Origin of the sequence: Flavobacterium pallidum, assembly GCF_003097535.1 — a bacterium.
Lineage (GTDB): Bacteria > Bacteroidota > Bacteroidia > Flavobacteriales > Flavobacteriaceae > Flavobacterium > Flavobacterium pallidum.
In genome coordinates this window covers 393,516-420,005 of sequence record NZ_CP029187.1, presented here as the reverse complement: position 1 = coordinate 420,005, position 26,490 = coordinate 393,516, and the positions used below count along the sequence as shown (strand labels likewise).

Here is a 26,490-nt window from a genome sequence, read left to right as displayed (position 1 = left end):
GTTTGCATATTAAGCTAACTGTGGGTTTTGTCCCAGTTCTTTCAGGTGTTTGAAATGCGCGGCAACAGCACTTCTCATGGTCTTGAATTCGTAATAGGGAAGGTTGAATTCCTGTGCGGTTTCCTTCACGATTTTCGCAATCTTATCATAATGCACATGGCTGATGTTTGGGAAAATGTGGTGCTCAATCTGGTGGTTCAAGCCGCCGGTGAAGTAATTTACGAGCCAGTTTTTCGGAGCGAAATTCGCGGTGGTGAACAATTGGTGGATGGCCCAGGTGTTTTCGATTTCGCCGTATTCGTTTGGTTCAGGATTTGAAGTGTCTTCGACCACGTGTGCCAATTGGAATACGATGCTCAGGATAACCCCTGCGGTATAATGCATTACCAAAAAGCCTAATAGAACTTTCCACCACGTAATGCCCAAAACCATAGGAACGACAAGCCAAATCGAAAAATAAATGATCTTCGTAATAATTAAAGTGGTCCACTGTGCTACCGGATTTGGGAATTCGCCGTACGATAATTTCCTTTTCATATAACGGCGCATCTGCTGGAAATCGGTCGTAATGGCCCAGTTGAAAGTCAGTAATCCGTAAAGGAAAACAGAATAATAATGCTGGAATTTGTGAAACCTTCGCCATTCTGCCTGCGGTGTAAAACGCATGATGCGGCCTGCTTCAAGATCTTCGTCATGGCCGTGGATGTTGGTGTAAGTGTGATGCAAAACATTGTGCTGTACCTGCCAGTTGTATACGTTTCCGGCAAGGATGTAAATGCTGCCGCCCATGAATTTATTGATCCAGGATTTGTTGGAGTAGGAACCGTGGTTCCCGTCGTGCATCACGTTCATGCCCACGCCGGCCATTCCTACGCCGATGACAATCGACAGGAGCAGCATGACCCAAAAAGGCATGTCAAGCGTCAGGATTAAAAAGTACGGTGTCAGGAAAATGGAGAACATCACGATGGCTTTCAGGTGCAGTTTCCAGTTTCCGGTTTTTTGGAGGTTGTTTTCTTTGAAGTAGTTGTTTACGCGGGAGTTAAGTGTCCTGAAGAACTTCAGGCTGTCCTGCTTGGAGAACGTAGGAATTGTGGTATTCATATTATTTTTTAATGTAAAAAAATTGTTTCCAAAGGTAAATATTATTAGACAGCTAAACGTGTAAATCAACGAAAAATTTCAATACTAAATGATTACTTTTGTGGCGTAAAGCCATGTGCCGATGGCGCGTAGCTAAATTCTTAAAAAATGGATGAAATCCTCAAGCATTTCCCTTACCTGACTGATATTCAAAAGGAACAGTTCCTGAAGCTGGAAGCTTTGTACCACGACTGGAATGCAAAAATCAATGTCATTTCCCGGAAAGACATCGACCAGTTGTATACAAAACACGTGCTGCATTCGCTGGCAATTGCCAAAGTACAGCCTTTCGAGCCGGGAACTTACGTGCTGGATGTGGGTACTGGTGGTGGCTTTCCCGGGATTCCTTTGGCGATCCTTTTTCCGGAAACGCGTTTTTACCTGATCGACATCATCCTGAAGAAAATCAATGTGGTAAAGGCAGTAACGGAAGGATTGGAGCTGAAGAACGTCAAAGCCGAACAACTTCGCGCCGAACTGGTCAAAGGCGATTTTGATTTCATCATCAGCCGCGCCGTGACGAACATGCCCGATTTCGTATCCTGGATTAAGGATAAGATTAAAAAGCAGCAGAAACACGAGTTGAAGAACGGAATCTTGTACCTCAAAGGTGGCGATTTGACTGAGGAATTAAAAGATTTTCCAAAGGCAACCGAATACAATATTTCGGATTTTTTCTCAGATGAATTTTTTGAAACGAAAAAAGTGGTGCATCTTCCGCTGAAGTTTAAGGCCTGATTTTTTTATTTCGGCACCCCCTGCGGGTCGGGCATCACTACGTGAGGTATCTTCGTCAAAAGCGATGCTTTTTCCTTGATAATGCTATATCTTTTACGGCCTCCGCTGCGCTGCGGCCGCAAAAGGATGCCGCTTACATCCCTGGCGCGGTCAACCGTAAATTCAAAATCCCAGATTCCAATGTATACTCATTGGAATCTGGGATTTGAAATTTTATAATGGCTCGCCCTTGCTATTGCTTTATCACCTTCTTCGTAAAAGTTCCTGAATCAGTAGTGATTTCAGCAAAATACATACCTTTCTGCAGCTGCGAAACATTCATGCTTGACGCAGAGGATTGTGAAACAATCCTGCCATTCATATCGATAAGGCGGATCAAACGCACTGTTTGATTTCCATCAGACACGACATGCAATACATCCTGCGCCGGATTTGGCAGCAATTGTACTGTATTCCTGTTCATGTCATCAAGGCCAAGTGCTGAACTCATGATTTCAACCCTCGTCCTTGTCTGGTTGATTGACAGCAAAGCCACGACCATCGTTGTTGTTGCAGTCCTGAACAAAGGCGAATTGCTTCCGGCTTCATAATAACTGTAACTGGTAATGATTACATCCCCTACATCGCCAAACGGAGGGTAAAACAGGTCAATCGTTTGTGTTGTTTTTATACGCACTACATTCATGTTGTCAGGTCCCGGATCTAATGTCAAAGTACCATAGGCATCGACTGTGGTGGTTACATTTCCGGAGAATGTGCCGCTGTAAGTGGTATAAGTAAAAGTTCCTGCAACGCTGTCGCTATTTGAATAACCGAAGGCGAGAGGGTATGTCCCTACTGAAGCATTGTCAGCAGAATAATTAAGAATCAATCCGTCGCTGGCAACACCTGTAACAGAAATGGCCCCGGCGACATCCTTTGAAAAAATTTTGCTGGTAGTCGGACTCCCGTTTTCTGTTCCTGATGTAGTTGATGTTCCGGTAGTTCCGGGATAGGTTGTGGCTTCAGGACCGGTAGGAGCGCCTACAACATCTACCACATTACCTGTAGCTGTCAGGCCGCTGAAATTCCATGTTTGATTTGCGCCTGTAGCGGAATGGTCTAGAGGTACTACCGCGGAAAATAAAGTATAAGCCGTATTGTTGTCTCCGTAGTAACTCGCCACGCTCTGAGCTGACGCTGCGGCTGTAATAAGTGAAAATAGTGAAAGTAATGTTGTTTTCATATAATTCGTTTAAGATTAGCCGAATATACAAAAAAAGCCCGGATGTTTCCGGGCTAATGAGTATATCTGCATTTCCATTTAGAATTTGAGGTTTATTCCCCTAAAAACGGATAACGGTAATCCGTAGGCGTTACGAACGTTTCTTTTATCGTTCTTGGAGACACCCAACGCAATAAATTCAGCGCCGATCCCGCCTTGTCATTCGTGCCCGAAGCCCTTGCCCCGCCAAATGGCTGCATGCCCACGACCGCTCCTGTCGGTTTGTCGTTGATGTAGAAATTTCCGGCGGCATTCTTCAACACTTCTGTGGCTTCTGCAAGTGCATAACGGTCCTGACTGAACACTGCGCCGGTCAGGGCATACGGAGAAGTTTCATCCACCAGTTTCAAAGTCTCGCTCCATTTGTTGTCGTCATACACATAAATCGTCATCACAGGCCCGAACAACTCTGTTTCCATCGTGGCATAATGCGGATTGGTGGTCACAATCACTGTTGGTTCAATAAAATAACCCACAGATTTGTCATAATTGCCACCGATAATGATTTCGGCATCCTTGTCTTTTTTCGCCTGGTCGATATACGAAGCCAGCTTGTCAAACGAACCTTCGTGGATCACCGCCGTAACGAAATTCGAGAAATCCGCAGGCGAACCCATTTTCATCGATTTTACATCAGCAATCAACTGTTCTTTCACGGCAGGCCAAAGGCTTTGCGGAATATAACCGCGCGATGCCGCCGAGCATTTCTGTCCCTGGAATTCAAATGCGCCACGTGCAATTCCCGTAACAACCTGCTTCACGTCCGCAGAGGGATGCGCGACGATGAAATCCTTGCCGCCGGTTTCCCCGACAATCCTCGGGTAAGTTTTATATTTATCGATATTATTTCCGATTGTTTTAAAGATATCCTTAAACACATGCGTTGATCCCGTAAAATGGATTCCCGCAAAGTCAGCATGGTCGAAAATCGTGTTGCTGATCATCGCCGCATCGCCGAAGACCACGTTAATCACGCCATCCGGAACACCTGCTTCCTTAAATACATCGATGATCACTTTGGCAGAGAATACCTGGCTGTCGCTTGGTTTCCAAATCACTACATTGCCCATCATCGCGGCGCTCGCAGGCAAATTCGCAGCAATCGCGGTAAAGTTAAACGGCGTAATCGCATACACGAACCCTTCCAGCGGGCGGTATTCCAAACGATTCCACATATCCGAATTCGATTTAGGCTGGTCGTTGTAGATCTGCGTCATGAACTCGACGTTGAAACGCAAAAAGTCGATCAGTTCGCACGCCGCATCAATCTCGGCCTGGAAAACCGTCTTCGATTGCGCGATCATCGTTGCGGCATTGATCCTGGCACGGTAAGGCCCGGCAATCAATTCGGCGGCTTTCAGGAAAATCGCTGCGCGCTGCTCCCAGGCAAGGTCTGCCCAGGCATCTTTTGCCGCCAAAGCGTTTTCAATGGCCATATCCACATGCTTTTTCTCGGCCAGATGATAGGTCCCAACAACGTGCTTATGGTCATGCGGCGCGGACATGTTTTTCGTATTCCCGGTCCTGATCTCCTCACTCCCGATATACAACGGCACATCAACCTGAGCATTCCACATTGCATTGTAAGCCGCAAGCACAGCCTCTTTTTCCGGACTTCCCGGCCTGTAAGCCTTCACCGGTTCATTGACCGCTTTTGGCACATGAAAAAAACCTTTTAACATAAATGTATATTTTTTAAGTATTATCTGAAATTGTGGTGCAAAGATACGAAATCGATAATAAAATCAATATTTGCCAGGAACACCTACGCTTCTGAGGATTATAATAAAAGATGCCCCCAATAAGTGTCTAACTTTTGGGGGCAGTCTATCATGTGGTTTTTTTATTATAATCCTGTTAATGCTCTTCGCTGGGTTAAATACTCATTATAAATAGTTGGTTGATCATCGAAAACTGCTATTGCACATGCTTCAGGAAATTCCGGATTAACATATTCTGATGTAATAAATTGATCTTTATAGGTTCCGGTGCAGTTATCAACAGGTCTGTTTTCTGCACATTCACCAACTTTAACGACTGAACTACATATCAACAATTTTTCATTTCTGTCCGTTTCTGTCATGTATATCCTGACTTGTACAGTGTAGCATCCATGCTCAGCCTTCATTATGTCGCTTTCCACACTTAATCTAAGATCTTTAGGCCACTGAATGGTAACGCCATAATATTCCATTGATTTTGAGTTAGCGTTTAAAACGTCACTTCCTTCATCTGAGCATGAAATCATAATTGACAGGAAAAAAATCCGAGGAGTAGTTTAATTTTTTTCATTGTTTGATAATTTAAAAGGTTAGATTATAAATCATTACAAAAAATTTTTAGATTAGTCCAATCAGTTTCGTAGCCTAATGATTTGGCTTTTTTAAATGAATCGCAATCAGATTTACCAAGAAGCGAGTTCGTTATGGCTTTATAATAATATGCCTCCGGAATATGACGTTTATCGATTTCAATTATTGCTACAAAATCCGAGTTGGATTTACTATAATTTCCCATGGCCAAAAAAAGCACGCCTCGCTGGTTAAGAAAATCTGACTTTTTATCAAGATCCTTAGATTCATCGATTTGTTTGGTCAAATCATTGAGTAACATTTCCAGTTTGTCAGTACTGATCTTATCTCCCGCTACAGCCACAGACAAGGAATCTTTTTGGGAATAGGCATTTATGCTGAATATTGCGATTAAAAATAATTTTTTCATATTTGATAATTAAGATTTAAACAAATGTAATCATTTGATTTTAAACATAATCAGGTAAAAAAACCTAATTTCGCTATTGAAATTATTATAGATTCTTCGCGGTCATAACGGGATTATTCAAATTCAGGTATTTTCCATTTAATTGATACTTTACTTCCTAAAGACTTCAGAACTAAGATTGTTATGGTGTCCAAACAAAAGTTAAACTTCTTCTAAATAAACCAATCATGTTGCAGTGGCTTCGTAAATTTATAAGAATGTCAAAACCCGATTATGAAAAGAACTCCGCTGCTGGCTTTTAACGACAAAGGCATTTACTGCGAGCAGGCTGATGTGTACCTTGATCCGTGGCGGCCGGTCACCAACGCCATCATCACCCACGGTCATTCCGACCATTCCCGTTGGGGACATCAAAACTATATCACCCATTACCAAAACGTCCCAATTATCCGTCACCGCCTCGGCGAAATTAACGTCACTGGTAAAAGCTGGAATGAAACCTTCCTCGTGAACGGCGTAAAATTCTCGCTGCATCCGGCCGGGCACATCGTCGGCAGTTCACAGGTCCGTGTCGAATACAAAGGCGAAGTATGGGTATTTACAGGTGATTATAAAACCGAAGACGATGGAATCTCACAACCTTACGAAGTCTTGAAATGCGATACCTTCATTACAGAATGTACTTTCGGATTGCCAGCTTTTAATTGGCTTCCGCAGAAAGATGTCTTCTGTGACATCAACAACTGGTGGGCCGAAAATAAAGCGGAAGGTCAGACATCCATCCTGTTCGGATACACTTTAGGAAAGGCACAACGGCTGATGAAGCACCTCGACACTTCGATCGGGAAAATCTACACCCATGGCGCCGTCGAAAACATGACTGAAGTGTTGCGTTCCATCGTCAAACTTCCCGAAACGACATTAATCACATCCGCCACCAAAAAAGAAGAATTGCTCGGTAACATCGTTATTGCACCGCCAAGCGCCCACGGCAGTCCGTGGATCAGGAAAATGACGCCATTCGTTACGGGCACGGCAAGCGGCTGGATGGCATTTCGTGGTGCACGTGCAAGACGCGCTATCGACAAAGGATTTGTATTGAGTGACCATTGCGACTGGTATTCGTTATTGGACAGCATCAAAGCGACAGGTGCCGAAAAAGTGATCTGCACCCACGGGTATTCCGATATTTTTTCAAAGTATTTGCGCGAATTGGGTTATGATGCCCGCACTGCCAACACACAATATGAAGGCGAATCTGCGGAAATGGGCACGACACCCGAAAATGAAAACGAAACCGCCGCATGAAGAATTTTGCGAATCTCATAAAAGCCCTCGACAGTTCCAACAAAACGAGTGTGAAAGTCAACGCGCTGACGGAGTATTTCGGGCATGCCTCCGATGAGGACAAGGTTTGGACGATTGCGATCTTGTCACACCGCCGTCCGCCACGTCCCGTCAATACGACATTGCTGCGCATTTGGGCAAACGAATTGGCAGCCATCCCGTTGTGGTTATTTGAGGAAAGTTACCATATCGTCGGCGATTTGGCGGAAACTATTGCGTTAATTATCCCAACGACTGAAGAACATTCAGACAAAAGCCTGTCCGAATATCTGCACGAAATGATTGCGCTCAAAAGCAAAACTGATGAACAGAAACGCGCCTACTTACACGAAAACTGGCTGGCCTTGAATTATTACGAACGATTTGTCTTTACCAAATTGATTACGGGCAGTTTCCGCATCGGTGTCAGCCAGAAACTGATGACGCGTGCGCTTTCAAAAGCCACCGAAGTCGATGAGGATTTGCTCGCTTACAAACTGATGGGAAACTGGAATCCGGCAACCATTTCATTCCAGGAATTGATTCTGGATGAAAAAAGCAGCGACCATCTTTCAAAACCCTACCCGTTTTATCTGGCTTATCCGATTGAAGGTGAAGTGTCCGCTTTAGGCAATGCTTCGGACTGGGCCATCGAGCATAAATGGGATGGCATCCGTTCGCAGACGATTGTCCGTGACGGCGAGTTGTATGTCTGGAGCCGCGGCGAGGAACTGGTCACCGATAAATATCCGGAACTTCACAGCTTCACCGGGATCATTCCCAATGGCACGGTGATTGACGGTGAGATTTTGCCTTTCCCGAATGGCGAAATCGGGACATTCAATGATTTGCAAACCCGCATCGGACGTAAAACCATTTCAAAGGATTTGTTATCAAAAACACCGGTTATCATTAAGGCTTATGATTTATTGGAATGGGAAGGGAAAGACATCCGGCAACAGACCTATGATGAAAGGAGGAAGCTATTGGAACAACTTCTGGAATCTGTAAAAGATAAAAATCTGCCGCTTATTTTATCCGGAAACAGCGTTTGCAATTCATGGGAGGAAGTCGCAAATGAAAGACTCCAGGCAAGGGAGATGCGTAGTGAAGGGCTGATGCTCAAACGCCGCGATTCCAAATACGAAGTCGGCCGTAAAAAAGGCGACTGGTGGAAATGGAAAATTGAGCCGTTGGTAATCGATGCGGTTTTAACTTATGCGATGCGGGGTTCAGGCCGTCGCTCGAATCTCTTCACGGATTATACTTTTGCGCTTTGGCAAACCAATGACGACGGCACCAAGGAACTGGTCACTTTTGCGAAAGCGTATTCAGGGCTCACCGATGCCGAATTCCGCCAGGTTGATGACTGGATTAAAAAACATACGCTGGAACGTTTCGGACCGGTGCGCAGCGTGACGCCGCAATTGGTTTTTGAAATAGGTTTTGAAGGGATTGCGTTATCTAAAAGGCATAAAAGCGGCGTGGCAACTAGATTTCCGCGAATTTTAAGATGGCGGCATGATAAAAAAATTAACGAGGCCAATTCGATTGATGATTTAAAAAATATGATTCCTTAACACTTGAACAGAGCAAAACTTTTCGAAATAGCCGACAATTGGTTTAAAACCCAGGGCTGGAAGTCGTTCCCATTCCAAAAAGAAACCTGGACGGCTTTCCTGCAGGGCAAAAACGGTTTGCTCAATGCGCCCACCGGGAGCGGGAAAACATATGCGCTTTGGATCCCGGTCGTGCTCAATTACATCAAGCAAAATCCGGATTATCAAAACAAACACAAACCGGGATTGAAAGCCATCTGGATTACGCCTTTACGAGCCTTATCGGTGGAAATAAAACAGGCGGCGGAACGGGTCGTGAACGACCTCGATGCGAAGATGACCGTCGGTATCCGCAGTGGCGATACCCCGGCGGGTGAACGTGCAAAGCAGAAGGACAAAATGCCTGACTTGCTCGTCACTACCCCCGAAAGTTTACAGCTTTTACTCGCTTCAAAAGGATATGAAAAGGTGTTTAAGGATTGCAGCGCCATCATTATTGACGAATGGCACGAGTTGCTTGGTACCAAACGTGGCGTACAGGTGGAATTGGCATTGTCACGGTTAAAATCGATTACGGATGATATGCGGATTTGGGGCATTTCGGCAACCATCGGCAACTTGCAGCAGGCGCAGGAAGTATTGTTAGGCGTAAAGTCGGCAGCGTTGCAAAATTCGGTGTTAATCCATGCGCATATCAATAAAAAAATTAAAATACTGTCAATCATTCCGGAAAAAATGGAAGCCTATCCGTGGCGCGGGCATATGGGTTTGCACTTAATCGATGAGGTGGCCGATATTATCCGAAAAAGCAGGACTACATTGATCTTTACCAATGTGCGTTCGGCCTGCGAAATCTGGTTCCAACGGCTTTTGGAAAAATACCCCGAATTCGCCGGCGAAATGGCGATGCACCATGGCAGCATCAACCGCGATACGAGGCTGTGGGTCGAGCAGGCCATTCGTGACGAGCAATTGAAAGTCGTCGTTTGTACTTCAAGCCTGGATTTGGGTGTCGATTTTGCGCCCGTAGAAACCATTATTCAGGTAGGCGGACCCAAAGGCGTGGCGCGTTTTATGCAGCGTGCGGGCCGCAGCGGGCACCAGCCGGGTAAGGAAAGCGTGATTTATTTCCTTGCGACTTATGCCATGGAACTCATTGAAGCTTCTGCGCTCAAAAAAGCCGTTGCCGATACCGTTGTCGAAGACCGTGTACCCTACCTGAACAGCTGGGATGTTTTGGTACAATACCTCAATACGCTCGCCGTTTCGGATGGATTTTTTCCTGACGAAATTTACAAGGAAGTGAAAGGAACATTCTGCTATCAGGCGATGACACCAGAACATTGGCAATGGTTATTGAACTTTATTACAAAAGGCAGCCAAAGTTTACAGGCCTACGACGAATATAAAAAAGTAGATATCCTTGAAAACGGATTGTTTAAAATTACCAGCAGAAGGATTGCGATGCACCACCGGATGCAGATTGGAACGATTGTGGGAGATGCCGTGATGAACGTCAAATTCCTGGGCGGCAGTTTTATCGGGACGATTGAGGAATGGTTTATATCGAAACTGAAACCGGGCGATGTGTTTACGTTCGCAGGAAGGAAGCTCGAATTGTTCCAGGTGAAAAACATGCAGGTCATCGTACGCCGTGCCGATAATGCTAAAAGTTCAAAACTCACAAGCTGGATGGGCGGCAGGTTATCATTCTCGGCGCAAATGAGCGAAATGCTGCGGCAGGAAATGTATCTTGCCAATACCGACAAACTGACTCCCGAACTTAAAGCCATGGCACCCGTTTTCAAACGCCAGCGAAAGGAATCCATCGTTCCTTCTGCCGATGAATTCCTTATTGAAATGTTCAAGTCGCGCGAAGGTTTCCATGCGATATTTTATCCGTTTGAAGGACGCTTCGTGCATGAAGCCCTGGCCAGCCTTTTGGCCTATCGCATCAGTTTGCTGTCACCGATTTCGTTTTCTTTGGCCTATAATGACTACGGATTTGAACTGCTTTCAGACCAGGAAATTGATATTCAAGGCGTATTGGATAACAATTTGTTTTCGGCCGAATACGTGCACCATGATTTGCAGCACAGCCTGAATGCTACGGAAATGGCAAGGCGGAAATTCCGCGATATTGCTGTGATTGCGGGATTGGTATTTACAGGTTATCCGGGGCAATTGATTAAAACGAAACATTTGCAAAGTAGTTCGCAATTGCTTTTTGCCGTGTTCCGGGATTATGAACCTGATAATTTATTGCTCCAACAGGCGTACCGCGAAACGTTTGAGCACCAATTGGAAGAAGGGCGTTTGATTTTGGCTTTGGAAAGAATCGCGACACAGAATATCGTCGTCAAAAAATGCGATAAACCTACACCTTTTAGTTTCCCGATCATTACCGACAGGCTTCGGGAGAAACTCAGCAGTGAAACCCTGGCCGACCGTATTGCAAAAATGACAGCTTCCTTTATGAAAAACGAAAAATGACACAAACGATTTCCATACGCAACAATACTTTTATACTGCATCCGTCGGCAGCCTTGTTCTGGCAGGAAAAAAACACGCTTTTGATTTCCGATGTGCACCTCGGGAAAGTATCCCATTTCCGGAAGCACGGCATGGCCATTCCCGAAAATGCCGTAGCAATGAATTTCCATCGGCTTGACGGGGTGCTCGATTTCTTTTCGCCGGAAGCCGTCATTTTTATGGGAGATCTTTTCCACAGTAAGAAAAACAGGGAATGGGAATTGTTTGACGGCTGGGTAAAATCTGCGGAAGCGAAAATAATATTGGTGGCAGGAAACCACGACATCATTTCGCAGCAGCATTATGATGATTTGGGCGTTTTGGTCTTGAAAGAAATTTTGACTGACGGATTCCTGTTGACGCACCATCCCGAGCAAAGGGATGATCTATTCAACATTTGCGGGCACATCCATCCGGCGATTGAACTGCGCGGCATCGGGAAGCAATTTATGAAACTGCCTTGTTTTTTTCAGAGGGAAAACCAGATGATATTGCCGGCATTTGGCGAATTTACGGGAACTTACGTTTTGATTCCGGAAACCGACGATTGCGTATATGCCATTGCCAAAGACCGGATTGTGAAAGTGTGCTGAATATTACATAACTCGAAAGGAATTCCATAAAATACTCTGGCGCACGGTAAGTAAATTTGAATAAAAAAATATTATGGAACCTACAGACATAAACAACGGCACGGACAATAAGACATTGAAAAACCTGGCACGACATGATGATGATGCGCTTTTAGTTCCTGGCATTGCAGGCAATATAAGCACTTTCCCGCATGCCGATCCTGATGCTGAAATGCAAGCTTTGCACGACCGCATCGATGATGAAGATAGAGATGATGAAGATAGAGAAGAAAAAAATGAAGAAGTTGATGAGGAAGAAACCCATAAATCGGATTGGGGGGATGTTGATCCGCAACACGATTCAAGGTCGCCACGATCACCGATGGATCCTTCAGCACCTGGAAGTGCGGTTTAAAATCCGTAATTTGCTTAAATGAAAAATGCCCCTGATGGGGCATTCTCTGTAATATTAAGGTTTATTTAATTTAAGGCAAATGGCGCACTGAGGCGGAAATTCGGGACAATGACACGAAAGTTTCTTGTCGTCGTAAAATTGACCATATTGAAATAGCCTTTCATGGCTCCAAAAGGGGAGGAAAGCAGGCAGCCGGAGCTGTAAGTGTGCTTTTCGCCGGGTTTTAAAACGGGTTTTTTGCCGATTACGCCTTCACCATCCACAATTTCCAACTCGTTTAATGAGTCGAAGATTTCCCAGTGGCGTGACACAAGCTGCACGGAATCTTTGCTGGAATTCTCTATCGTAATCTCATAACTGAAGGCAAAATGAATCTTGTAGTTCTTGAAGTAAGTGCCTTCAAAACTGGTATGGACTGAAATCTTGATGCCTCTCGTTATTTGTGTAACCATTTGTACGGCAGAATTTAAAACACCCAAATTTACAAAAATTCGGATGGAATTCACAGGGGAAGCGTTAAATTTTGATTAATTGGTAATATCAACTGAGGTTGCGACACCTTTTCCGATAACTTTATCATAACGTTGACCGTTTTCGCGGTAATACACGATTACGAAATAATTGTTTTCTGTTTGGTAGAAATTCCCATCAATCGCATTTTCCCGATCAATGTTTCCCTTCGCGTCTGAAATGGTATAACGGAAATTCGTAAAACCCTGCTTGATGAGCAATGCCTTTTCATACACTGCTTTATCAGCATTATAATCCATCTTGAATTCCGGATCGATGGCATAATTGTTGAACATTCCGTTGATGTAAATGTCTTTTTTTCCGAAATAATTCGGCGCAGAAAGCGTGAAGAATACCCAGACATAATCGGCTTCCAATTCATTGTTTTCAGCATTGATGTTCTTAATCTGGAAATTCCCATTGATGTCGGGATAATACGTATATGGATTGCTGCCGCGCGCGACATTTGTGTACAGGTAAGCATTATAAGTGTCCTGAGAATCCACCCGTAGTACGTTGTTGGTTGCGCCACGGACATCTTTATTTTCAAAATACAGGTATTCATTTCCTGCCCAGAATTGGGTTTCGGCATCGTATTTATAAATCAGGTCGTTCCCGATGGTATACTGTGGCTTGATATTGGTGATGCCTGAATTGATTTCGGCGTTTTGCAGCAGCAATATTTTTACATTCTGCAACGGGCTCTGGAATTGTATATTTTTTGATTTAATGGCAAAATCAAGATTCTGCTTGTAGTCGATCACGCCGAGGTTACGCGCTCTTTTGATCTGCAGCGGCACGGAAACCAGGTCTTCATATAAGATAAATTTCCTTGAAAAAACGACTTCCCTGTTCTCATTCAGGATTTTAAGCATATAGTTGCCTGTAACCTTAAACCGTGTGAATTTGTTTGGGAATGAGAGTTTGTAATGCGAATACAACTGCAGTGTATTAAACGAATTGTAATATTCCTGGATGCGCTGGTCGTCAAATCCCTGGATGTATTCGCTTTCTGATAAATCTGATTTTGTCCAGTCATAATTGCAATGCACGATCTGGTAATAATAATTGGCTTCATTGCCATAAAGGTCGTCGAACTGCAGCTGGAAAGAATCATTCAGGGTGAATACCGGAATCGCATTCTGCCCGCTCTGTACAAAAGTGATGGTCTTGATGTTGAATGGAGGAATGATTTCGGTTTCAACCTGTGCCTGCAGGACGGTGGTTAGAAAAAAAAGGGAAAGCAGGAAATAACAGTAATGCTTCATCATAAATATATTCTTGAAGTAAATATAAACAAATAAAAGTGATTTTAATTGTGATACTCCCCGGTTTCCATTGGAAATCGGATTGTTAAATTATTAATAATATAAGTAATTTATCAGCATAATATGCTACTTTCAGGCTCTTAATCACGAAACCTTATGAAACAAATGAACAAAGCATGGCTGTTATTATTGGCATTTCCACTGTCAATAACTGCCCAGGACCTTACCGGAACTGCTAAAATTCCGCTCGATCCAAACGTAAAAACAGGAAAACTCAAAAACGGGCTGACCTATTTTATCAGGAAAAACGCAAAACCCGAGAACAAAGTAGACCTCAGATTGGTTATCAATGCAGGCTCTATCCTTGAAGACGATGACCAGCAGGGACTGGCGCACTTCATGGAACACATGAATTTTAACGGGACCAAGCGTTTCCCGAAAAACAAACTGGTGGATTACCTGCAGAGCATCGGGGTGAAATTCGGGCAGCATCTGAACGCGTATACCAGTTTTGATGAAACCGCTTATTTCCTTCCAATTCCTTCTGATGATGCTGAAAAACTGGAAAAAGGATTTCAGATTATCGAGGATTGGGCATTCAATGCAAACCTGACACCGGATGAAATCGATAAGGAAAGGGGTGTCGTGCTGGAAGAATACCGCCTCGGACTGGGGGCGAACAAACGGATGATGGGACGCTACCTTCCGAAAATGATGTACAAATCCCATTACGCAGACCGCCTTCCGATTGGTAAAAAAGAAATATTGGAGAATTTCAAATACGACAAACTCGTTAATTTTTATAAAGATTGGTACCGCCCGGATCTGATCAGTGTAATTGTCGTTGGGGATATCAATGTGGCGGAGATGGAAAAGAAAATCATCGACCATTTCTCTTCTTATGAAAATCCGAAAAATGAAAAGCCTAGGAAAACGTTTGATGTGCCAAATCACAAAGAAACATTTATCGCAATCGAAAGCGACAAGGAAGCTTCAAGCTCGAATGTCCAGCTGTTGTATAAGGATGCAGGGCTTCCTAAAAAGATTGTCACTGTTGACGACTACAAAAAAAGCCTTATGGAAGGATTGTTCACGACGATGCTGAACAACCGTTTTAACGAATTGACCAATTCCCCGACACCACCATTTGTGTACGGATTTTCTTATCACGGAGGGACTTTTGCCAGGACTAAAGAAGCATACCAGTCGATGGCGATGATGCAGGAAGACCAGCAATTGTCGGCGTTGAAGGTTTTGGTAACCGAAAATGAGCGCGCCAAGAAATTCGGTTTTACACAAGGTGAGCTTGACAGGGCGAAGTCACAGTTCCTGTCAGAATATGAAACAGCTTATAATGAAAGGGACAAATCTGAATCCCAGGATTATATCGGACAGTATCAGTCATACTTTTTGGAAGGAAGCCCTGCTCCCGGAATCGAATGGTCATATAATGCCGCTAAAAAGATGATTCCGGAAATCAACCTGAAGGATGTGAGTTCTTTCCTGAATGAATATATTACTGAAGGCAACAGGGTCGTCGTGATCACAGGGCCTGAAAAGGAAGGCCTGAAGAAGGTTACGGAGCAGGAAGTGCTTGAAGCTTTGAAAGTAAATGATGCAGATATCAAGCCTTACGAAGATACTGAAATTGCCGCTGGCCTATTGCGCCATCCTGTAAAAGCGGGTAGTGTCGTGAAGAAAGAAACCAATGCAAAAATTGGTGCGACGACTTTATTCCTTTCAAACGGCGCGAAGGTAACATACAAGAAAACCGATTTCAAGAATGATGAGGTTGTGATGGAAGGCATCAGTTGGGGAGGTTCAAACCTGTACTCCAATGATGAGATCAAAAAGACACAATTTGCTGATGGTGCCTTGATGGAAGCTGGTTTTTCCGGCTTGAAAGTAAACGACATCAATAAATTCATGTCCGGGAAAATCGCAAATGTGTATCCCTATGTAGACGATATTACGGAAAACATTTCGGGTAATGCGACGCCAAAAGACCTTGAATATATGTTCGAGATGATCCATGCTTATTTCACCGACCTGAATCTTGACAAGGAAGCTTATGAAGGTTACAAGCAGAAGCAGTCGGCTTTTTTCAAGAACCTGAGTTCACAGCCGTCAGTGTATTTCCAAAAAGAATTTTATTCCTACCTGATGAAGGACAATCCAAGGTTTGCGGGCATTTTCCCGGATGATGAAGCCTGGAAAAATTCGGATTACGAACTGGCGTACAACAAGTTCAAGGAACGTTTTGCAAATGCCGGTGATTTCGAGTTTTACTTCGTAGGCAATGTCGATGACAAGATCATGGAAGACTATGCTGCGAAATACCTCGCCTCGCTGCCGTCGACGGGCAAGAAAGACCAACCTGTGGATTTAGGCTACAGGCTCGCAAAAGGCGATTTCAAAAAAGTGGTGAATAAAGGTTCAGACCCAAAAAGCAACGTCACCATCATGTATTATGGCGACACTGCTTATTCTGCCAAAGAAGCACTTGCACTGGAAGCTTTGGGTGAAGTGCTTACGATAAAACTGATCGAGCAATTGCGCGAAAATGAAAGCGGCGTATACGGAATCAGGGCAAGCGGTTACATGAGGAAAGTGCCTTATGGCAGTTTTGGCTTCAATATCGGGTTTCCATGCGGGCCTGAAAACACGGACAAACTGGTTGACTCGGCTTTGAAGGAACTCCAAAAGATAATCGATAAAGGACCTGAAGCGAAAGACCTTGAGAAATACAAGGAAGCCGAACTCCTGGAATACAAGAAAAGCATTAAGGAAAACAGCTTTTGGCTTGAGAATTTCACCAGCGCTTACAGGAATTCAAGCAATCCGGAAGATTTGCTGAAAAAAGAGGACAAAATCAAGGCCATTACTGCCAAAGACCTGCAGGATGTAGCTAAAAAATACCTCACGAAGGACAAGGTAATCGGGATTTTGATGCCGGAGAAGGGTTAGAAAGACCGAAAGTAAGCCATGTATGAGGCTTCGGATACCAAATAAAAAAAGCCTGATGGAGTTTTCTATCAGGCTTTTTAATTGTCTTTCGGTCTTTCGGACTTTTCCAACTTCCGGACTTATTTAAAACAAACCGGAATAATTTCACCTTTGGCAAGGCAAAATCGCTCCACCAGTTCCGGCGATAGTTTTTTGGTGTAATCTTCTTCAACCACCTTAAATCCGATGCTGCGCAGTTTGTCAAAATAATCACGGCCATAAATGCGTACGTGGTCGTATTGCCCGAATATTTTGGCACGCTCCTTAGCGTCGGTAATGGTGTCGTCAGTGAAAGTCTTTTCCCTTGTCAAATCCTGCGGAATCTGGAAAATGCCCATGCCGCCTGGCTTCAGGACACGGTACAGTTCCTGCATCGCCTTGGTATCATCCGGGATATGCTCCAGGACATGGTTGCATAGGATGACATCATATTGGTTGTCCTCAAAAGGCAAATCGCAAATATCCGCCTTAACATCGGCCAATGGAGAAAACAAATCGGTTGTAGTATAATCGAGGTTTTTCCGGTTTCGGAACAGTTTATAAAAAGCCTGTTCCGGTGCAAAATGCAGCACTTTTTTTGGGCTCGTGAAAAAATCAGTCTCATTATTCAGGTAAAGCCAGAGCAATCGGTGCCTTTCCAGCGAAAGCGTACTGGGTGAAAGCACATTATTCCTTTGCGTCCCATAGCCGTAGGGGAGGAACATTGAGAAGCTTTTGCCATCAATCGGGTCGGTGAATTTTTTTCCTTTTAGCGCCAAAGCCAGAATCGGACGGGCAACATAGCTCAGCCGGATTAACAATGGCCGCGGAATCGTATTCAATATGAATTTGAATATTTTTTTCATCAGATGACCAATGGCGTTTTCCTGAATTCATTTTCCTCATCGGATGTGATTCCCAAAGCTTTATAGACATAAGCGAAAGTGGAAAGCAATTCAGGTTTCCCGTCCACCAGCGCGACATTATGCTCGAAATGCGCGCTTGGTTTTTTATCCGCGGTCACGATCGTCCAGCCGTCCTTAAGTGTTTTGATATTCCTTGTACCCATATTGATCATCGGCTCGATGGCAATGGTCATGCCTTCTACGAACAATTTACCGCGCCCGCGTTTGCCGTAATTCGGGACTTCGGGGTCTTCGTGCATCTTTTCGCCCAATCCATGTCCGACAAGTTCACGCACCACCCCGTAACCATGTGATTCGGTATATTTCTGGATGGCGCTGCCGATGTCTTCCACACGGTTCCCGGCCCTGAATTCGCGGATGCCGATGTAGAGCGATTCCTTGGTCACCTGAAGCAATTTTTCTGTTTTCGGGTCAATCTCTCCGATGGCAAAAGTATAAGCGTGGTCGCCGTAGAAATGATTCTTCAGTACACCGCAATCCACCGATACGATATCACCTTCCTCAATAGGGCGGTTGGTCGGAAGGCCATGAACGACCTGCTCGTTTACGCTCGTAAGCAATGTGGAAGGACAGCCGTATAATCCAAGAAATCCGGGAACGGCCTGATGGTCACGGATGAATTGTTCCGCCATTTTATCAAGTTCCAGCGTGGTGATGCCTGGTTTGATTTCGGTAGCAATCATTCCCAATGTTTTGGAAACCAGCAGCGCACTTTCGCGCATCAGCTCGATTTCTTCCCTTGTTTTCGGTATAATCATGATGGTAAATTTCAGTTGGCAAAAGTACGGTTTTAGTTGCAAAGTAGCAAAGCGCCAGGTTTTTGAAAAAAGTAAAAAAATCCGGAAGGAAAATTCCGTCCGGAGATCATGGGTTTTTAGGAAACAGTGATTATCGCTTCAGCGAAAAGTGCCCCAGGAATTCTTTTTTCTGTCCCCCAACGATGTAATTGATACGGAACCAATAATCGTCTGCCGGCATCGGTTTTCCATTGTATGTACCATCCCAGCCCGTTTCGTTGGCTGTGATTTCTGTCATGAGTTTTCCGAATCGGTCGTAAATGAATACATTGGATTTGTCAAGTGCCAGTCGCCCGCCGATATTCCAGCGGTCATTATAACCATCGCCATTCGGCGTGAAAAACCGAGGGTAATCCGTAACGACAACCATGGTGCTGAGTTCCCCGCAACCGTATTTATTCCTGACGCTTAAAGTGTAAATCCCTTCCTTTACATCAGTAAAGACATTGCTGTCCTGCCATGGCGTATTATCGAGGCTGTATTCAAAATCATCTGAAGGTGGTGTCACGACAGCAGTAATGGTATTGTCAGTTTCAAAAGCCACTAATTCTGTTGGGTTTCCAGTAAGCGAAAATGGAATCAGGGAGTTCCTTGCGGTAAAATTCACGATCGTCTGGCATAACGTAAGATGCGTAAGATCAGTAATCCTTACAGAATAATCGCCTTCGTGCTCCGTTGTGAAAATACTTCCATTCGAGGTAATGATTTCATTTCCTGCAATGGCATCAGAACCGTTATACCATATGAAATCGTAATCGCCGTGCAACAGACCGGCATCGACAATCGCTGGATTTACAACATTTCCATCGATGTCCAGACAAATCTTGTATGGATAATCATTCAGTTTGTTTTCTGGAAAGGGCCTTGCATAAATCATTTGCTGTAAAATCCTGTAGCAGGCTATCCCGGTTTCACTGTCGATCCTGTTGCTTCCATTTAAGCGGACATAAATGGCCTGCTCTGAGATGGCAGTATTGGTAAAGGCTCCTGGATTTGATATGACATTGGAATTATTGGCCGCAGCATCTGCCGGATCGATATAATAACGGAATTCAATTTCGTTTATCGGGGTCGTACCTGCCATTTGCTGCTCATGGCTGGTGAGGTCAAATTCGGCAAATCCATCGCTGCTGCATTCTTCAATGATATCGGGATTGTCAGGGCTTCCGGGGCTTTGGTAAACATTCAAGGTCAATGAAGTCGTCGACGGACAACCATTATTTGTTGGGTCGATTGCTTTTATGAATATGGTTTTTGGTGCGGATTCATACGCGGCGGAATCGGGGATGGCATTACCGGAATTCAGGTCCTGCTGTGAGGCAAAAAACGTCACCTGGTAATTTGTGTTCCCTGAAGTAATCTGTGGAATACGGGAATCCAGGTTGAATACTGCCGTAGTATCACCGCAAAGGGAAATATCATCAGGCTGCGTCAATACAGGATTTGCAAATACTGTCACCGTGAAATCCGTGATGGATACGCACTGCGAATTGCTGTTGACCAACCGTGCAAAAATTGGATTATTGCCCAGCGGCAGGTTGACAGCGCTGGTTTTCGGGATGGCATTAGCATTGTTTTTTGCATTGTCGAACGAATAGAAATAAGACACCTGGACGGCGTTGTTTTGTCCTGCAAGCGCTTCAGGATCTTTGGAAGATAATAAAAGTGTATCAGACTGGCATTTCGCCACATTCCCAATGGCCGATTGCAGCGGAGCGGAGTAGATTTCTGTATTGAATGTGCCTACTTCAAAGCAATTGTTGCCCATTTCGATCCTGGCATACACTACTGTGGGGCCTATCGGCCTTTGGGTCGTATTCGTCAGCGGATTTTGCTCCAGCGCGGCATCATTTTCATTGTCATAGAAATCGATGGTGACATTAGACGTTGGGAAAAAAGTATTTTTGATAACCTGCCTTTGACTTTCAAAATCAAGAAAACCAAAACTGCTGTTGATTTCAGGACAAACGGGAGCCATGTTAGTATAAGAAGCTACGTTTGTAGGGCTTACAGTAAGGCTGATCGTAGCCGTATTAGAAATACAAACGGAGGTTGGGATAGTCCCCGTAACATATATCGTCTGGTTTGGCGTGGTATTGGTAAACGCTGAAGGGTCGGGAATCTGTTGGGTAAGCCCGGAATCAAGATAATATGTTAGTGTAAACGCCGGATTGTTATTGGTAATGGCCTGATAAACCTGGGTAAGATTGGTCTTGGCAATGCCATCATTGTTCGGGGCTATGTAGTCACATTGTTCTAAGTTGACATTCGAAACCAGCTGCGGTTTTGGACTTATGGTAATAGAAGTAGCATTTGTAAGAGATACACATGTGCCATTTTCGGTGGCTTCCAATTCGTAAGATGCCGTTGTGCCCGGGGCTTGGTTGACAGCAGATACAATGTAAGAATTATTTGTAGCGCCAGGAATTACCTGTCCGTCTTTGAACCATCGGAACGTGACTGATGTCAGTGAAGCACTGTTGGATATTGCTGAGGTAATCGTGTGTGTGGTTCCTTCACAAATGGTCTGGTTGCCACTAATCGAAATTTGTGGGGCAACATATACGGTGATGCTGTTTGAATTTACAGGAGGGCAGCCTGCATTGGCCACTTTAACATAATAATTTCCGGCAGTGTCAGGAGTATAGTCTGGAGCTGCGGCACCCGGAATCATAACATTATTTCTGAACCATTGATAGGTTCCGTCAAAATTACCATTGTTGTCCACTGCATGGAGCACGGGATTTTGGGCCAGACAGGAACCGCCTGAAAGTTGCAGTGTGATATCTGGAGCATCAAAAAAAGACAGCGTGATTTCATCTGAACTGATGTCCAGGTTTGTCAAATCTACAGTCGGGTCGGTACTGTCGTAGGCAGTCATATCAACCCTGTAATCTCCGGTTTCATTTACGGTAATTGTATTTGTGTCTGAAGTAGAATCTGTAATCGTGTTAATCAGTACGTCGTCCTTGTACCATTTATAGTTATAGCGATAGTTTGCTAAATTTCCGGGAAAGTCAGAAGTGTCCACCTTAGCTACGAGGTCCTTGGTGCCGGGTTTACAATAATTGAGATTTGTAATTTCTGCACCCGTATTGTCAAGGATATCCACTGCCGATAAGAATCCGCAATCTGAACTTCCGGTACCGCCGGTTTGCGTAATGGTAATTTCACCGGGTACGTTTGAATAATTGTCCACAAGGAGTACATACAATTGCCCGGCGATAGCATTGGGAAGTGATACCTGCTCTGTAGCGAAAACTGACCAACTGCAGTCAATTTCGTGGGATGGGTTCAATTGACCGCATACGTTGTCAAGATTCGGAAATGGCCCCCAAAGCACAAAATCTACATCCGTTTCATTGCCGCTGTTACCAACCTGGCTTATCTGCATGTGGATATCCCCAGCGGATTTAATCTTTATAAAAAACCACGTTGGGCCCTGGAGATTGTCTCCAATACAACTCGTGTTGAAATTTTCCTGACTGGGGTTATTAATCGAATTGGTAAATTGAATGGTCGTCGCGCAGGCTTGGTACTGTTGGAAATTCGCCTGCAATTCACCACACGAGGAAGCGCCACCCTGGGCAAGCGCCAACGCGGAAAACATCAAAAAAACAGGCATTAGTGCCTTATGTAATATTTTCATTATAGTCAAATAATATTTAAACAGTAAAAGGGTCTGCTAACCCTACCTTTACAGCAGCGAATGCCTTGTCATCGCGTCAGGTTTAGGGATGCCCATGAGTTCCAGTATGGTCGGAGCGATATCGCCCAAAACCCCATTGTGTACGTTTTTAAGTTCGGGATCCACAAGGATGATCGGGACGGGATTTGTTGTATGCGCGGTATTGGGTGTGCCATCGGGGTTAATCATCGTTTCGCAGTTCCCATGATCGGCTATGACGATGGTGGTGTAATGGTTCCTTAGTGCTGCCGTGATGACCTTCTCAGCACATTTGTCGACTGCTTCACAGGCCTTGATTGCAGCGGCCATCACGCCGGTATGGCCTACCATATCTCCGTTGGCAAAATTCAGGCATACGAAATCCACTTCACCTTTATCTAGCTCGGGAACCAAAGCATCGGCCAGTTCATAAGCGCTCATTTCCGGTTGCAAATCATAAGTGGCGACCTTAGGTGAATTCCTCAAAATACGCGTTTCCCCTTCAAAAGGCGCTTCCCTTCCGCCCGAAAAGAAAAACGTCACGTGCGGGTATTTTTCCGTTTCGGCAATCCTTATTTGCTCTTTATTGGCTTTTTCCAACACCTCGCCCAAAGTTTCAGTAATGTTGTCTTTGTCGAAAACACGGTAAATATTCTGGAATGTATCGTCATAATTGGTCATGGTGACGTAATACAAATTCATTTTGTGCATATTCTCGTCCGGATGGTCTTTCTGCGAAAGCACTTCCGTAAGCTGCCTCCCGCGATCGGTCCTGAAATTGAAGAAAATCACCACATCGCCTTCCTTGATTGTCACCAAAGGTTCATCATTCTCGTTTGTCATCACTATCGGGGGCAGGAATTCGTCAGTGATGTTTTTGGCATAATTTTCCTCGATGCTCTTTACGGCATCTTTTGAATGCGTTCCATTGGCATGGACCAGCAGATCGTAAGCCTGTTTCACGCGCTCCCAGCGTTTGTCACGGTCCATCGCATAATACCTTCCGATGATCGAAGCGAGTTTAACCGAAGTCCCTTTTACATGGTTCACGATATCGCCGATGAAACCCGTTCCAGATTTTGGGTCCACGTCACGGCCATCGGTAAAGGCGTGTACGAATACTTTTTCCAGGCCATAATCATGCGCCGCATCAATAAGTCCCTTAAGGTGGTTGATGTGCGAATGCACGCCGCCATCTGAAACCAAGCCCAGCAAATGCACATCCTTGTCGTATTCTTTTGCATAATGGAACGCATCGGCAACGGCTTTTTCCTTATTGAATGTCTTGTTCTCTACGGCAAGATTGATTTTGACCAAATCCTGGTAAATAATCCTTCCGGCACCTAAATTCATATGCCCTACTTCGGAATTCCCCATTTGCCCTTCAGGAAGGCCGACGTTGAGTCCGTCCGTGCGCAATTCAGCGGTCGGGTAATTTGCAAGCAGGTTTTTTATGAAAGGAATATACGCATTATCGGGAGCTGAAACCTTTGGATCCGGGGATTTTCCCCAACCGTCCAGGATCATCAGAATGACTTTCTTATTCATCGAAAAGTATTTTTTGCAAATATAATTGATTTCGAGGGCGGGCAGGTTAAGAAAAACCAAAAACCGGTTGGTTTAGCCTTAAAACCACTTCTTTGCGCTGTTGTAATCGATGTAATAACGGAAGCTTACTGAAAATATGTTGTTCAGGCTGTTGTCGAACAGGTTTTTGAGGTTGTCACCGATGTTCCTGCGGATGTCATTGCGGTAATCGAGCGCATTATTCCGGTATAAAACGGAAATCTGGCTTGCAGGCGCAAACCACCAGGAATAAGAAAGATCAAAATTCCATACGTTAAAATTCTCATCCGGAGCGCCGGTAAATCCTGTCGCGGATAAATAGCCATCATCCTGCAATGCGAAAAATTCATGATTGTCTGAAAATGACCAGTAGTACCTTGCGGTAAGGTTGATGGTCATCTTATTGTTCAGCGCAAATTTCCCGGACAATTCGTTCGTAATGGTCTTGATGTCCCTTTCAGCATAATAAATGCCAGCGCCATCATAGGCGACAAAACCGCGGTCATTCATTGAACGGAAATAATTAAAGCCGTAAATCAATAAAATCTTGTCGTTAATGCGGTAACGCGGACTAAAAAAGAACCCGTAATCCTTACGCCCTTTCTCATCATATAATTTTGCCGAAGGATTGAAATCGATCGCCAGCGTATTGTTGTAATTCGATGAAAACACGAAAAGCGACGTCAGGCTCCGCGGCACATAGGAATACCTTCCGGCAACGCGCGGCTGGTAGAAATCAAAGCTTTCCAAAGGATTTATCTGGACAAGGAATTTGTAGTAATCGTTTTTGCGGGTGTTGCCCTCCGCTGAAAAATTCGCAAAATTGTCCTGTACTTTACCTGTAGTGTTTTCAAGCTCTAAACTCGATTTTACATCGGTCCGGAACGTGTTGAAAATCTTGTTCGGATTCAGGATGCGATAGCTGAAATCGGCATAAATATTGTGATAATCCGTCTGGAAGCCAATGCCCAGGTCATTAATGTCATAATCTGCCGAAAGGTATTTTCCGAAAAGCGTATAACGGTATTTTCCGCTCGTTTTCTCAAAATTCAATGACGTCTTGAACCCGTCATAATTCCCGTCGGACGTGATGCTGCTGTATTTGAAATCACCGGAAAGGTTGTAGGAATTCTCTTTTGTATTTAAGTCAAAAAGCAATCCGGCCACATTCGCGTCGCGGTAACTTCCTTCCCTAAAAGTATTTGTATTCACTAAGGTTACAGACGAATTTTGGTTGAATCTCTGATCTAAGACCAAAACGTTATAATTCGTGAGCGGCTCAACGATGCCCTCACGTTTTTCACCGGTGGTGTTGTTCTGGATTGTAGCATAAGTGCGTTCCGTTACCGCATTCAAAACCCCGATTCCAAGGCCCTTTTTTGTGCGTCCGGAGATTTTTACGGCATTCAGTAAGTTGACCGTTGCCGGCGTGTTGGTAATGGTTTCGTTGGCCTGGTCGTAATTTTCAGGCGTAAATCGCGGTGCGCCGCCAATCCTTCGCGAGTATAAAAGCGCGCCTTTGTTGAATAAATCTGTACCCTCTGTAAAAAACGGACGGTTTTCGCTGAATTGCTGCTCGAACGGACTCAGATTCAATATCACATTGTCAAAACGTGTCTGCCCGAAATCCGGTACAAGGATAGCGTCCAACGTAAAGGAATCGTTGATGCCGTATTTGATATCCATTCCGGCCTTGAATTTATTGGCGGAACCGGATTCGTTGTTTTCATAATAATAAGAAGAATAGGGGATAAAGAACAGCCTCGTTGAGGTTTTGATATTTTCAATTCCTTCCAAAACGCCATTTTGATTTCGTGTCGAACGGATTTCAGAATCAATCGGGCTCCAGGTATAATGCTGCCTGTCACGGCGAATGCTGCGGTAAAAATTCAGTCCCCATGTTTGTACGTTTTCTTTTGAAAACCGCAGCGCTGCGTAGGGAATCTTCATTTCTACGGTCCAGCCGAAATCGGTAATCACCACCTTGCTGTCCCAAATCGCATCCCATGAAAAATCCTGGCTGAAATTGTCGGGAGAAACGTCGCCGTCTTCTGTCGCCAACCGGTCCAGTTGCACGCCGGCAGCCGTTACGAAGAACTGGAAATCCTGCTGCCCGTCATTGAATCCATTGATGAAAACCCCAAAAATATCAGCCGTCCCGACGTTGTCCCGCTGCGTAATCTCTTTCCTGATTTTCGAAGGATCATTATCATGCATCACAGCGGCAATATACACGGCATCATTGTCGTAAAGGATACGCACTTCGGTATTTTTCGAAGAATCTATGGGTTTGCCGTTATCTGGCTGGAACATAACGAAATCGCCGGCCAGAGGAGCGTCTTTCCAAACGGCTTCATTGAATTTTCCATCGATGACGATTTTCTCGGCGGTGGTTTTTGCCACGAGGATTTTTTTTTGAGCAAATGAATTTACGCCTGCGAATAAAAACAGCAACAGGGATAATTTAAGGAATTTGCTCATCGGGACTTGGTTGTGGGACA

19 protein-coding genes are annotated in these 26,490 nt (G+C 44.5%); 7 read left to right on the top strand and 12 right to left on the bottom strand.

Annotation, left to right across the window (positions count from 1 at the left end):
• Positions 1–9 precede the first annotated feature (9 nt).
• A complete protein-coding gene (locus tag HYN49_RS01635; protein ID WP_108902494.1) occupies positions 10–1,104 on the bottom strand; it encodes a fatty acid desaturase family protein in 1,095 nt (364 codons plus the stop codon).
• Positions 1,105–1,251: 147 nt separating this feature from the next.
• Between HYN49_RS01635 and rsmG the strand changes: the two genes are divergently transcribed.
• Positions 1,252–1,881 carry a 16S rRNA (guanine(527)-N(7))-methyltransferase RsmG gene (gene rsmG / locus HYN49_RS01630; RefSeq protein WP_108902493.1) on the top strand — a complete coding sequence of 210 codons (630 nt, stop codon included), beginning with the start codon at positions 1,252–1,254 and terminating at the stop codon, positions 1,879–1,881.
• Positions 1,882–2,113: 232 nt separating this feature from the next.
• Here the strand turns inward: rsmG and HYN49_RS01625 are convergent, their stop codons facing one another.
• The 4 genes from HYN49_RS01625 to HYN49_RS01610 form a co-directional block, all read right to left on the bottom strand.
• Positions 2,114–3,106: a T9SS type A sorting domain-containing protein gene (locus tag HYN49_RS01625; RefSeq protein WP_108902492.1), complete on the bottom strand. Its 993-nt coding sequence runs from the start codon at positions 3,104–3,106 to the stop codon at positions 2,114–2,116.
• Positions 3,107–3,198: 92 nt separating this feature from the next.
• Positions 3,199–4,827: an L-glutamate gamma-semialdehyde dehydrogenase gene (gene pruA, locus HYN49_RS01620; RefSeq protein WP_108902491.1), complete on the bottom strand. Its 1,629-nt coding sequence runs from the start codon at positions 4,825–4,827 to the stop codon at positions 3,199–3,201.
• A gap of 164 nt (positions 4,828–4,991) precedes the next feature.
• The gene (locus tag HYN49_RS01615; RefSeq protein WP_108902490.1) at positions 4,992–5,393 is read right to left on the bottom strand and encodes a hypothetical protein; all 402 of its coding nucleotides are present in this window, start codon (positions 5,391–5,393) and stop codon (positions 4,992–4,994) included.
• 68 nt (positions 5,394–5,461) lie between these two features.
• Positions 5,462–5,866, bottom strand: a complete 405-nt coding sequence (locus tag HYN49_RS01610; RefSeq protein ID WP_108902489.1) for a tetratricopeptide repeat protein — start codon at positions 5,864–5,866, stop codon at positions 5,462–5,464.
• 273 nt (positions 5,867–6,139) lie between these two features.
• On the opposite strand from HYN49_RS01610, the gene HYN49_RS01605 reads away from it, so the two are divergent.
• The 5 genes from HYN49_RS01605 (at position 6,140) to HYN49_RS01585 (ending at position 12,270) form a co-directional block, all read left to right on the top strand.
• Positions 6,140–7,174 (top strand): ligase-associated DNA damage response exonuclease, encoded by a 1,035-nt coding sequence (locus HYN49_RS01605; RefSeq protein WP_108902488.1) that lies wholly within the window; start codon positions 6,140–6,142, stop codon positions 7,172–7,174.
• On the top strand, positions 7,171–8,772 hold the full coding sequence (locus HYN49_RS01600; protein WP_108902487.1) for an ATP-dependent DNA ligase: 1,602 nt from the start codon (positions 7,171–7,173) through the stop codon (positions 8,770–8,772). Before HYN49_RS01605 ends, HYN49_RS01600 begins: the two co-directional genes overlap by 4 nt.
• Positions 8,773–8,775: 3 nt before the next feature.
• On the top strand, positions 8,776–11,244 hold the full coding sequence (locus HYN49_RS01595; RefSeq protein ID WP_108902486.1) for a ligase-associated DNA damage response DEXH box helicase: 2,469 nt from the start codon (positions 8,776–8,778) through the stop codon (positions 11,242–11,244).
• Positions 11,241–11,876, top strand: coding sequence for a ligase-associated DNA damage response endonuclease PdeM (pdeM, locus tag HYN49_RS01590; RefSeq protein WP_108902485.1), 636 nt, complete (start codon positions 11,241–11,243; stop codon positions 11,874–11,876). The genes HYN49_RS01595 and pdeM overlap by 4 nt, the downstream gene beginning before the upstream one ends.
• A 73-nt stretch (positions 11,877–11,949) precedes the next feature.
• Complete coding sequence (locus tag HYN49_RS01585) at positions 11,950–12,270, top strand: hypothetical protein (RefSeq protein WP_108902484.1); 321 nt, start codon at positions 11,950–11,952, stop codon at positions 12,268–12,270.
• Positions 12,271–12,335: 65 nt separating this feature from the next.
• Here HYN49_RS01585 and apaG read toward each other — a convergent pair whose 3' ends face one another.
• On the bottom strand, positions 12,336–12,722 hold the full coding sequence (gene apaG, locus HYN49_RS01580; protein WP_108902483.1) for a Co2+/Mg2+ efflux protein ApaG: 387 nt from the start codon (positions 12,720–12,722) through the stop codon (positions 12,336–12,338).
• Positions 12,723–12,797: 75 nt separating this feature from the next.
• Positions 12,798–14,051, bottom strand: coding sequence for a type IX secretion system plug protein (locus HYN49_RS01575; protein ID WP_108902482.1), 1,254 nt, complete (start codon positions 14,049–14,051; stop codon positions 12,798–12,800).
• 153 nt (positions 14,052–14,204) lie between these two features.
• Here HYN49_RS01575 and HYN49_RS01570 point away from each other — a divergent pair, with 153 nt between their 5' ends.
• The gene (locus HYN49_RS01570; RefSeq protein WP_245892237.1) at positions 14,205–17,015 is read left to right on the top strand and encodes a M16 family metallopeptidase; all 2,811 of its coding nucleotides are present in this window, start codon (positions 14,205–14,207) and stop codon (positions 17,013–17,015) included.
• A gap of 119 nt (positions 17,016–17,134) precedes the next feature.
• On the opposite strand, the gene HYN49_RS01565 is transcribed toward HYN49_RS01570, so the two are convergent.
• From HYN49_RS01565 to HYN49_RS01545, 5 genes are all read right to left on the bottom strand, one after another.
• Complete coding sequence (locus tag HYN49_RS01565; RefSeq protein ID WP_108902481.1) at positions 17,135–17,899, bottom strand: class I SAM-dependent methyltransferase; 765 nt, start codon at positions 17,897–17,899, stop codon at positions 17,135–17,137.
• Positions 17,899–18,717 carry a type I methionyl aminopeptidase gene (map, locus tag HYN49_RS01560; protein ID WP_108902480.1) on the bottom strand — a complete coding sequence of 273 codons (819 nt, stop codon included), beginning with the start codon at positions 18,715–18,717 and terminating at the stop codon, positions 17,899–17,901. The genes HYN49_RS01565 and map overlap by 1 nt, the downstream gene beginning before the upstream one ends.
• A 130-nt stretch (positions 18,718–18,847) precedes the next feature.
• The gene (locus tag HYN49_RS01555) at positions 18,848–22,405 is read right to left on the bottom strand and encodes a T9SS type B sorting domain-containing protein (RefSeq protein ID WP_108902479.1); all 3,558 of its coding nucleotides are present in this window, start codon (positions 22,403–22,405) and stop codon (positions 18,848–18,850) included.
• A gap of 48 nt (positions 22,406–22,453) precedes the next feature.
• A complete protein-coding gene (gene gpmI / locus HYN49_RS01550) occupies positions 22,454–23,971 on the bottom strand; it encodes a 2,3-bisphosphoglycerate-independent phosphoglycerate mutase (protein ID WP_108902478.1) in 1,518 nt (505 codons plus the stop codon).
• Positions 23,972–24,049: 78 nt separating this feature from the next.
• A complete protein-coding gene (locus tag HYN49_RS01545; RefSeq protein ID WP_317045859.1) occupies positions 24,050–26,392 on the bottom strand; it encodes a DUF5916 domain-containing protein in 2,343 nt (780 codons plus the stop codon).
• Positions 26,393–26,490 lie beyond the last annotated feature (98 nt).

Coding starts and splice junctions, on each gene's coding strand:
- HYN49_RS01635 (WP_108902494.1), bottom strand. CDS start 1,104: ATGAATACCACAATTCCTACGTTCTCCAAGCAGGACAGCCTGAAGTTC.
- rsmG (WP_108902493.1), top strand. CDS start 1,252: ATGGATGAAATCCTCAAGCATTTCCCTTACCTGACTGATATTCAAAAG.
- HYN49_RS01625 (WP_108902492.1), bottom strand. CDS start 3,106: ATGAAAACAACATTACTTTCACTATTTTCACTTATTACAGCCGCAGCG.
- pruA (WP_108902491.1), bottom strand. CDS start 4,827: ATGTTAAAAGGTTTTTTTCATGTGCCAAAAGCGGTCAATGAACCGGTG.
- HYN49_RS01615 (WP_108902490.1), bottom strand. CDS start 5,393: ATGATTTCATGCTCAGATGAAGGAAGTGACGTTTTAAACGCTAACTCA.
- HYN49_RS01610 (WP_108902489.1), bottom strand. CDS start 5,866: ATGAAAAAATTATTTTTAATCGCAATATTCAGCATAAATGCCTATTCC.
- HYN49_RS01605 (WP_108902488.1), top strand. CDS start 6,140: ATGAAAAGAACTCCGCTGCTGGCTTTTAACGACAAAGGCATTTACTGC.
- HYN49_RS01600 (WP_108902487.1), top strand. CDS start 7,171: ATGAAGAATTTTGCGAATCTCATAAAAGCCCTCGACAGTTCCAACAAA.
- pdeM (WP_108902485.1), top strand. CDS start 11,241: ATGACACAAACGATTTCCATACGCAACAATACTTTTATACTGCATCCG.
- HYN49_RS01585 (WP_108902484.1), top strand. CDS start 11,950: ATGGAACCTACAGACATAAACAACGGCACGGACAATAAGACATTGAAA.
- apaG (WP_108902483.1), bottom strand. CDS start 12,722: ATGGTTACACAAATAACGAGAGGCATCAAGATTTCAGTCCATACCAGT.
- HYN49_RS01575 (WP_108902482.1), bottom strand. CDS start 14,051: ATGATGAAGCATTACTGTTATTTCCTGCTTTCCCTTTTTTTTCTAACC.
- HYN49_RS01570 (WP_245892237.1), top strand. CDS start 14,205: ATGAAACAAATGAACAAAGCATGGCTGTTATTATTGGCATTTCCACTG.
- HYN49_RS01565 (WP_108902481.1), bottom strand. CDS start 17,899: ATGAAAAAAATATTCAAATTCATATTGAATACGATTCCGCGGCCATTG.
- map (WP_108902480.1), bottom strand. CDS start 18,717: ATGATTATACCGAAAACAAGGGAAGAAATCGAGCTGATGCGCGAAAGT.
- HYN49_RS01555 (WP_108902479.1), bottom strand. CDS start 22,405: ATGAAAATATTACATAAGGCACTAATGCCTGTTTTTTTGATGTTTTCC.
- gpmI (WP_108902478.1), bottom strand. CDS start 23,971: ATGAATAAGAAAGTCATTCTGATGATCCTGGACGGTTGGGGAAAATCC.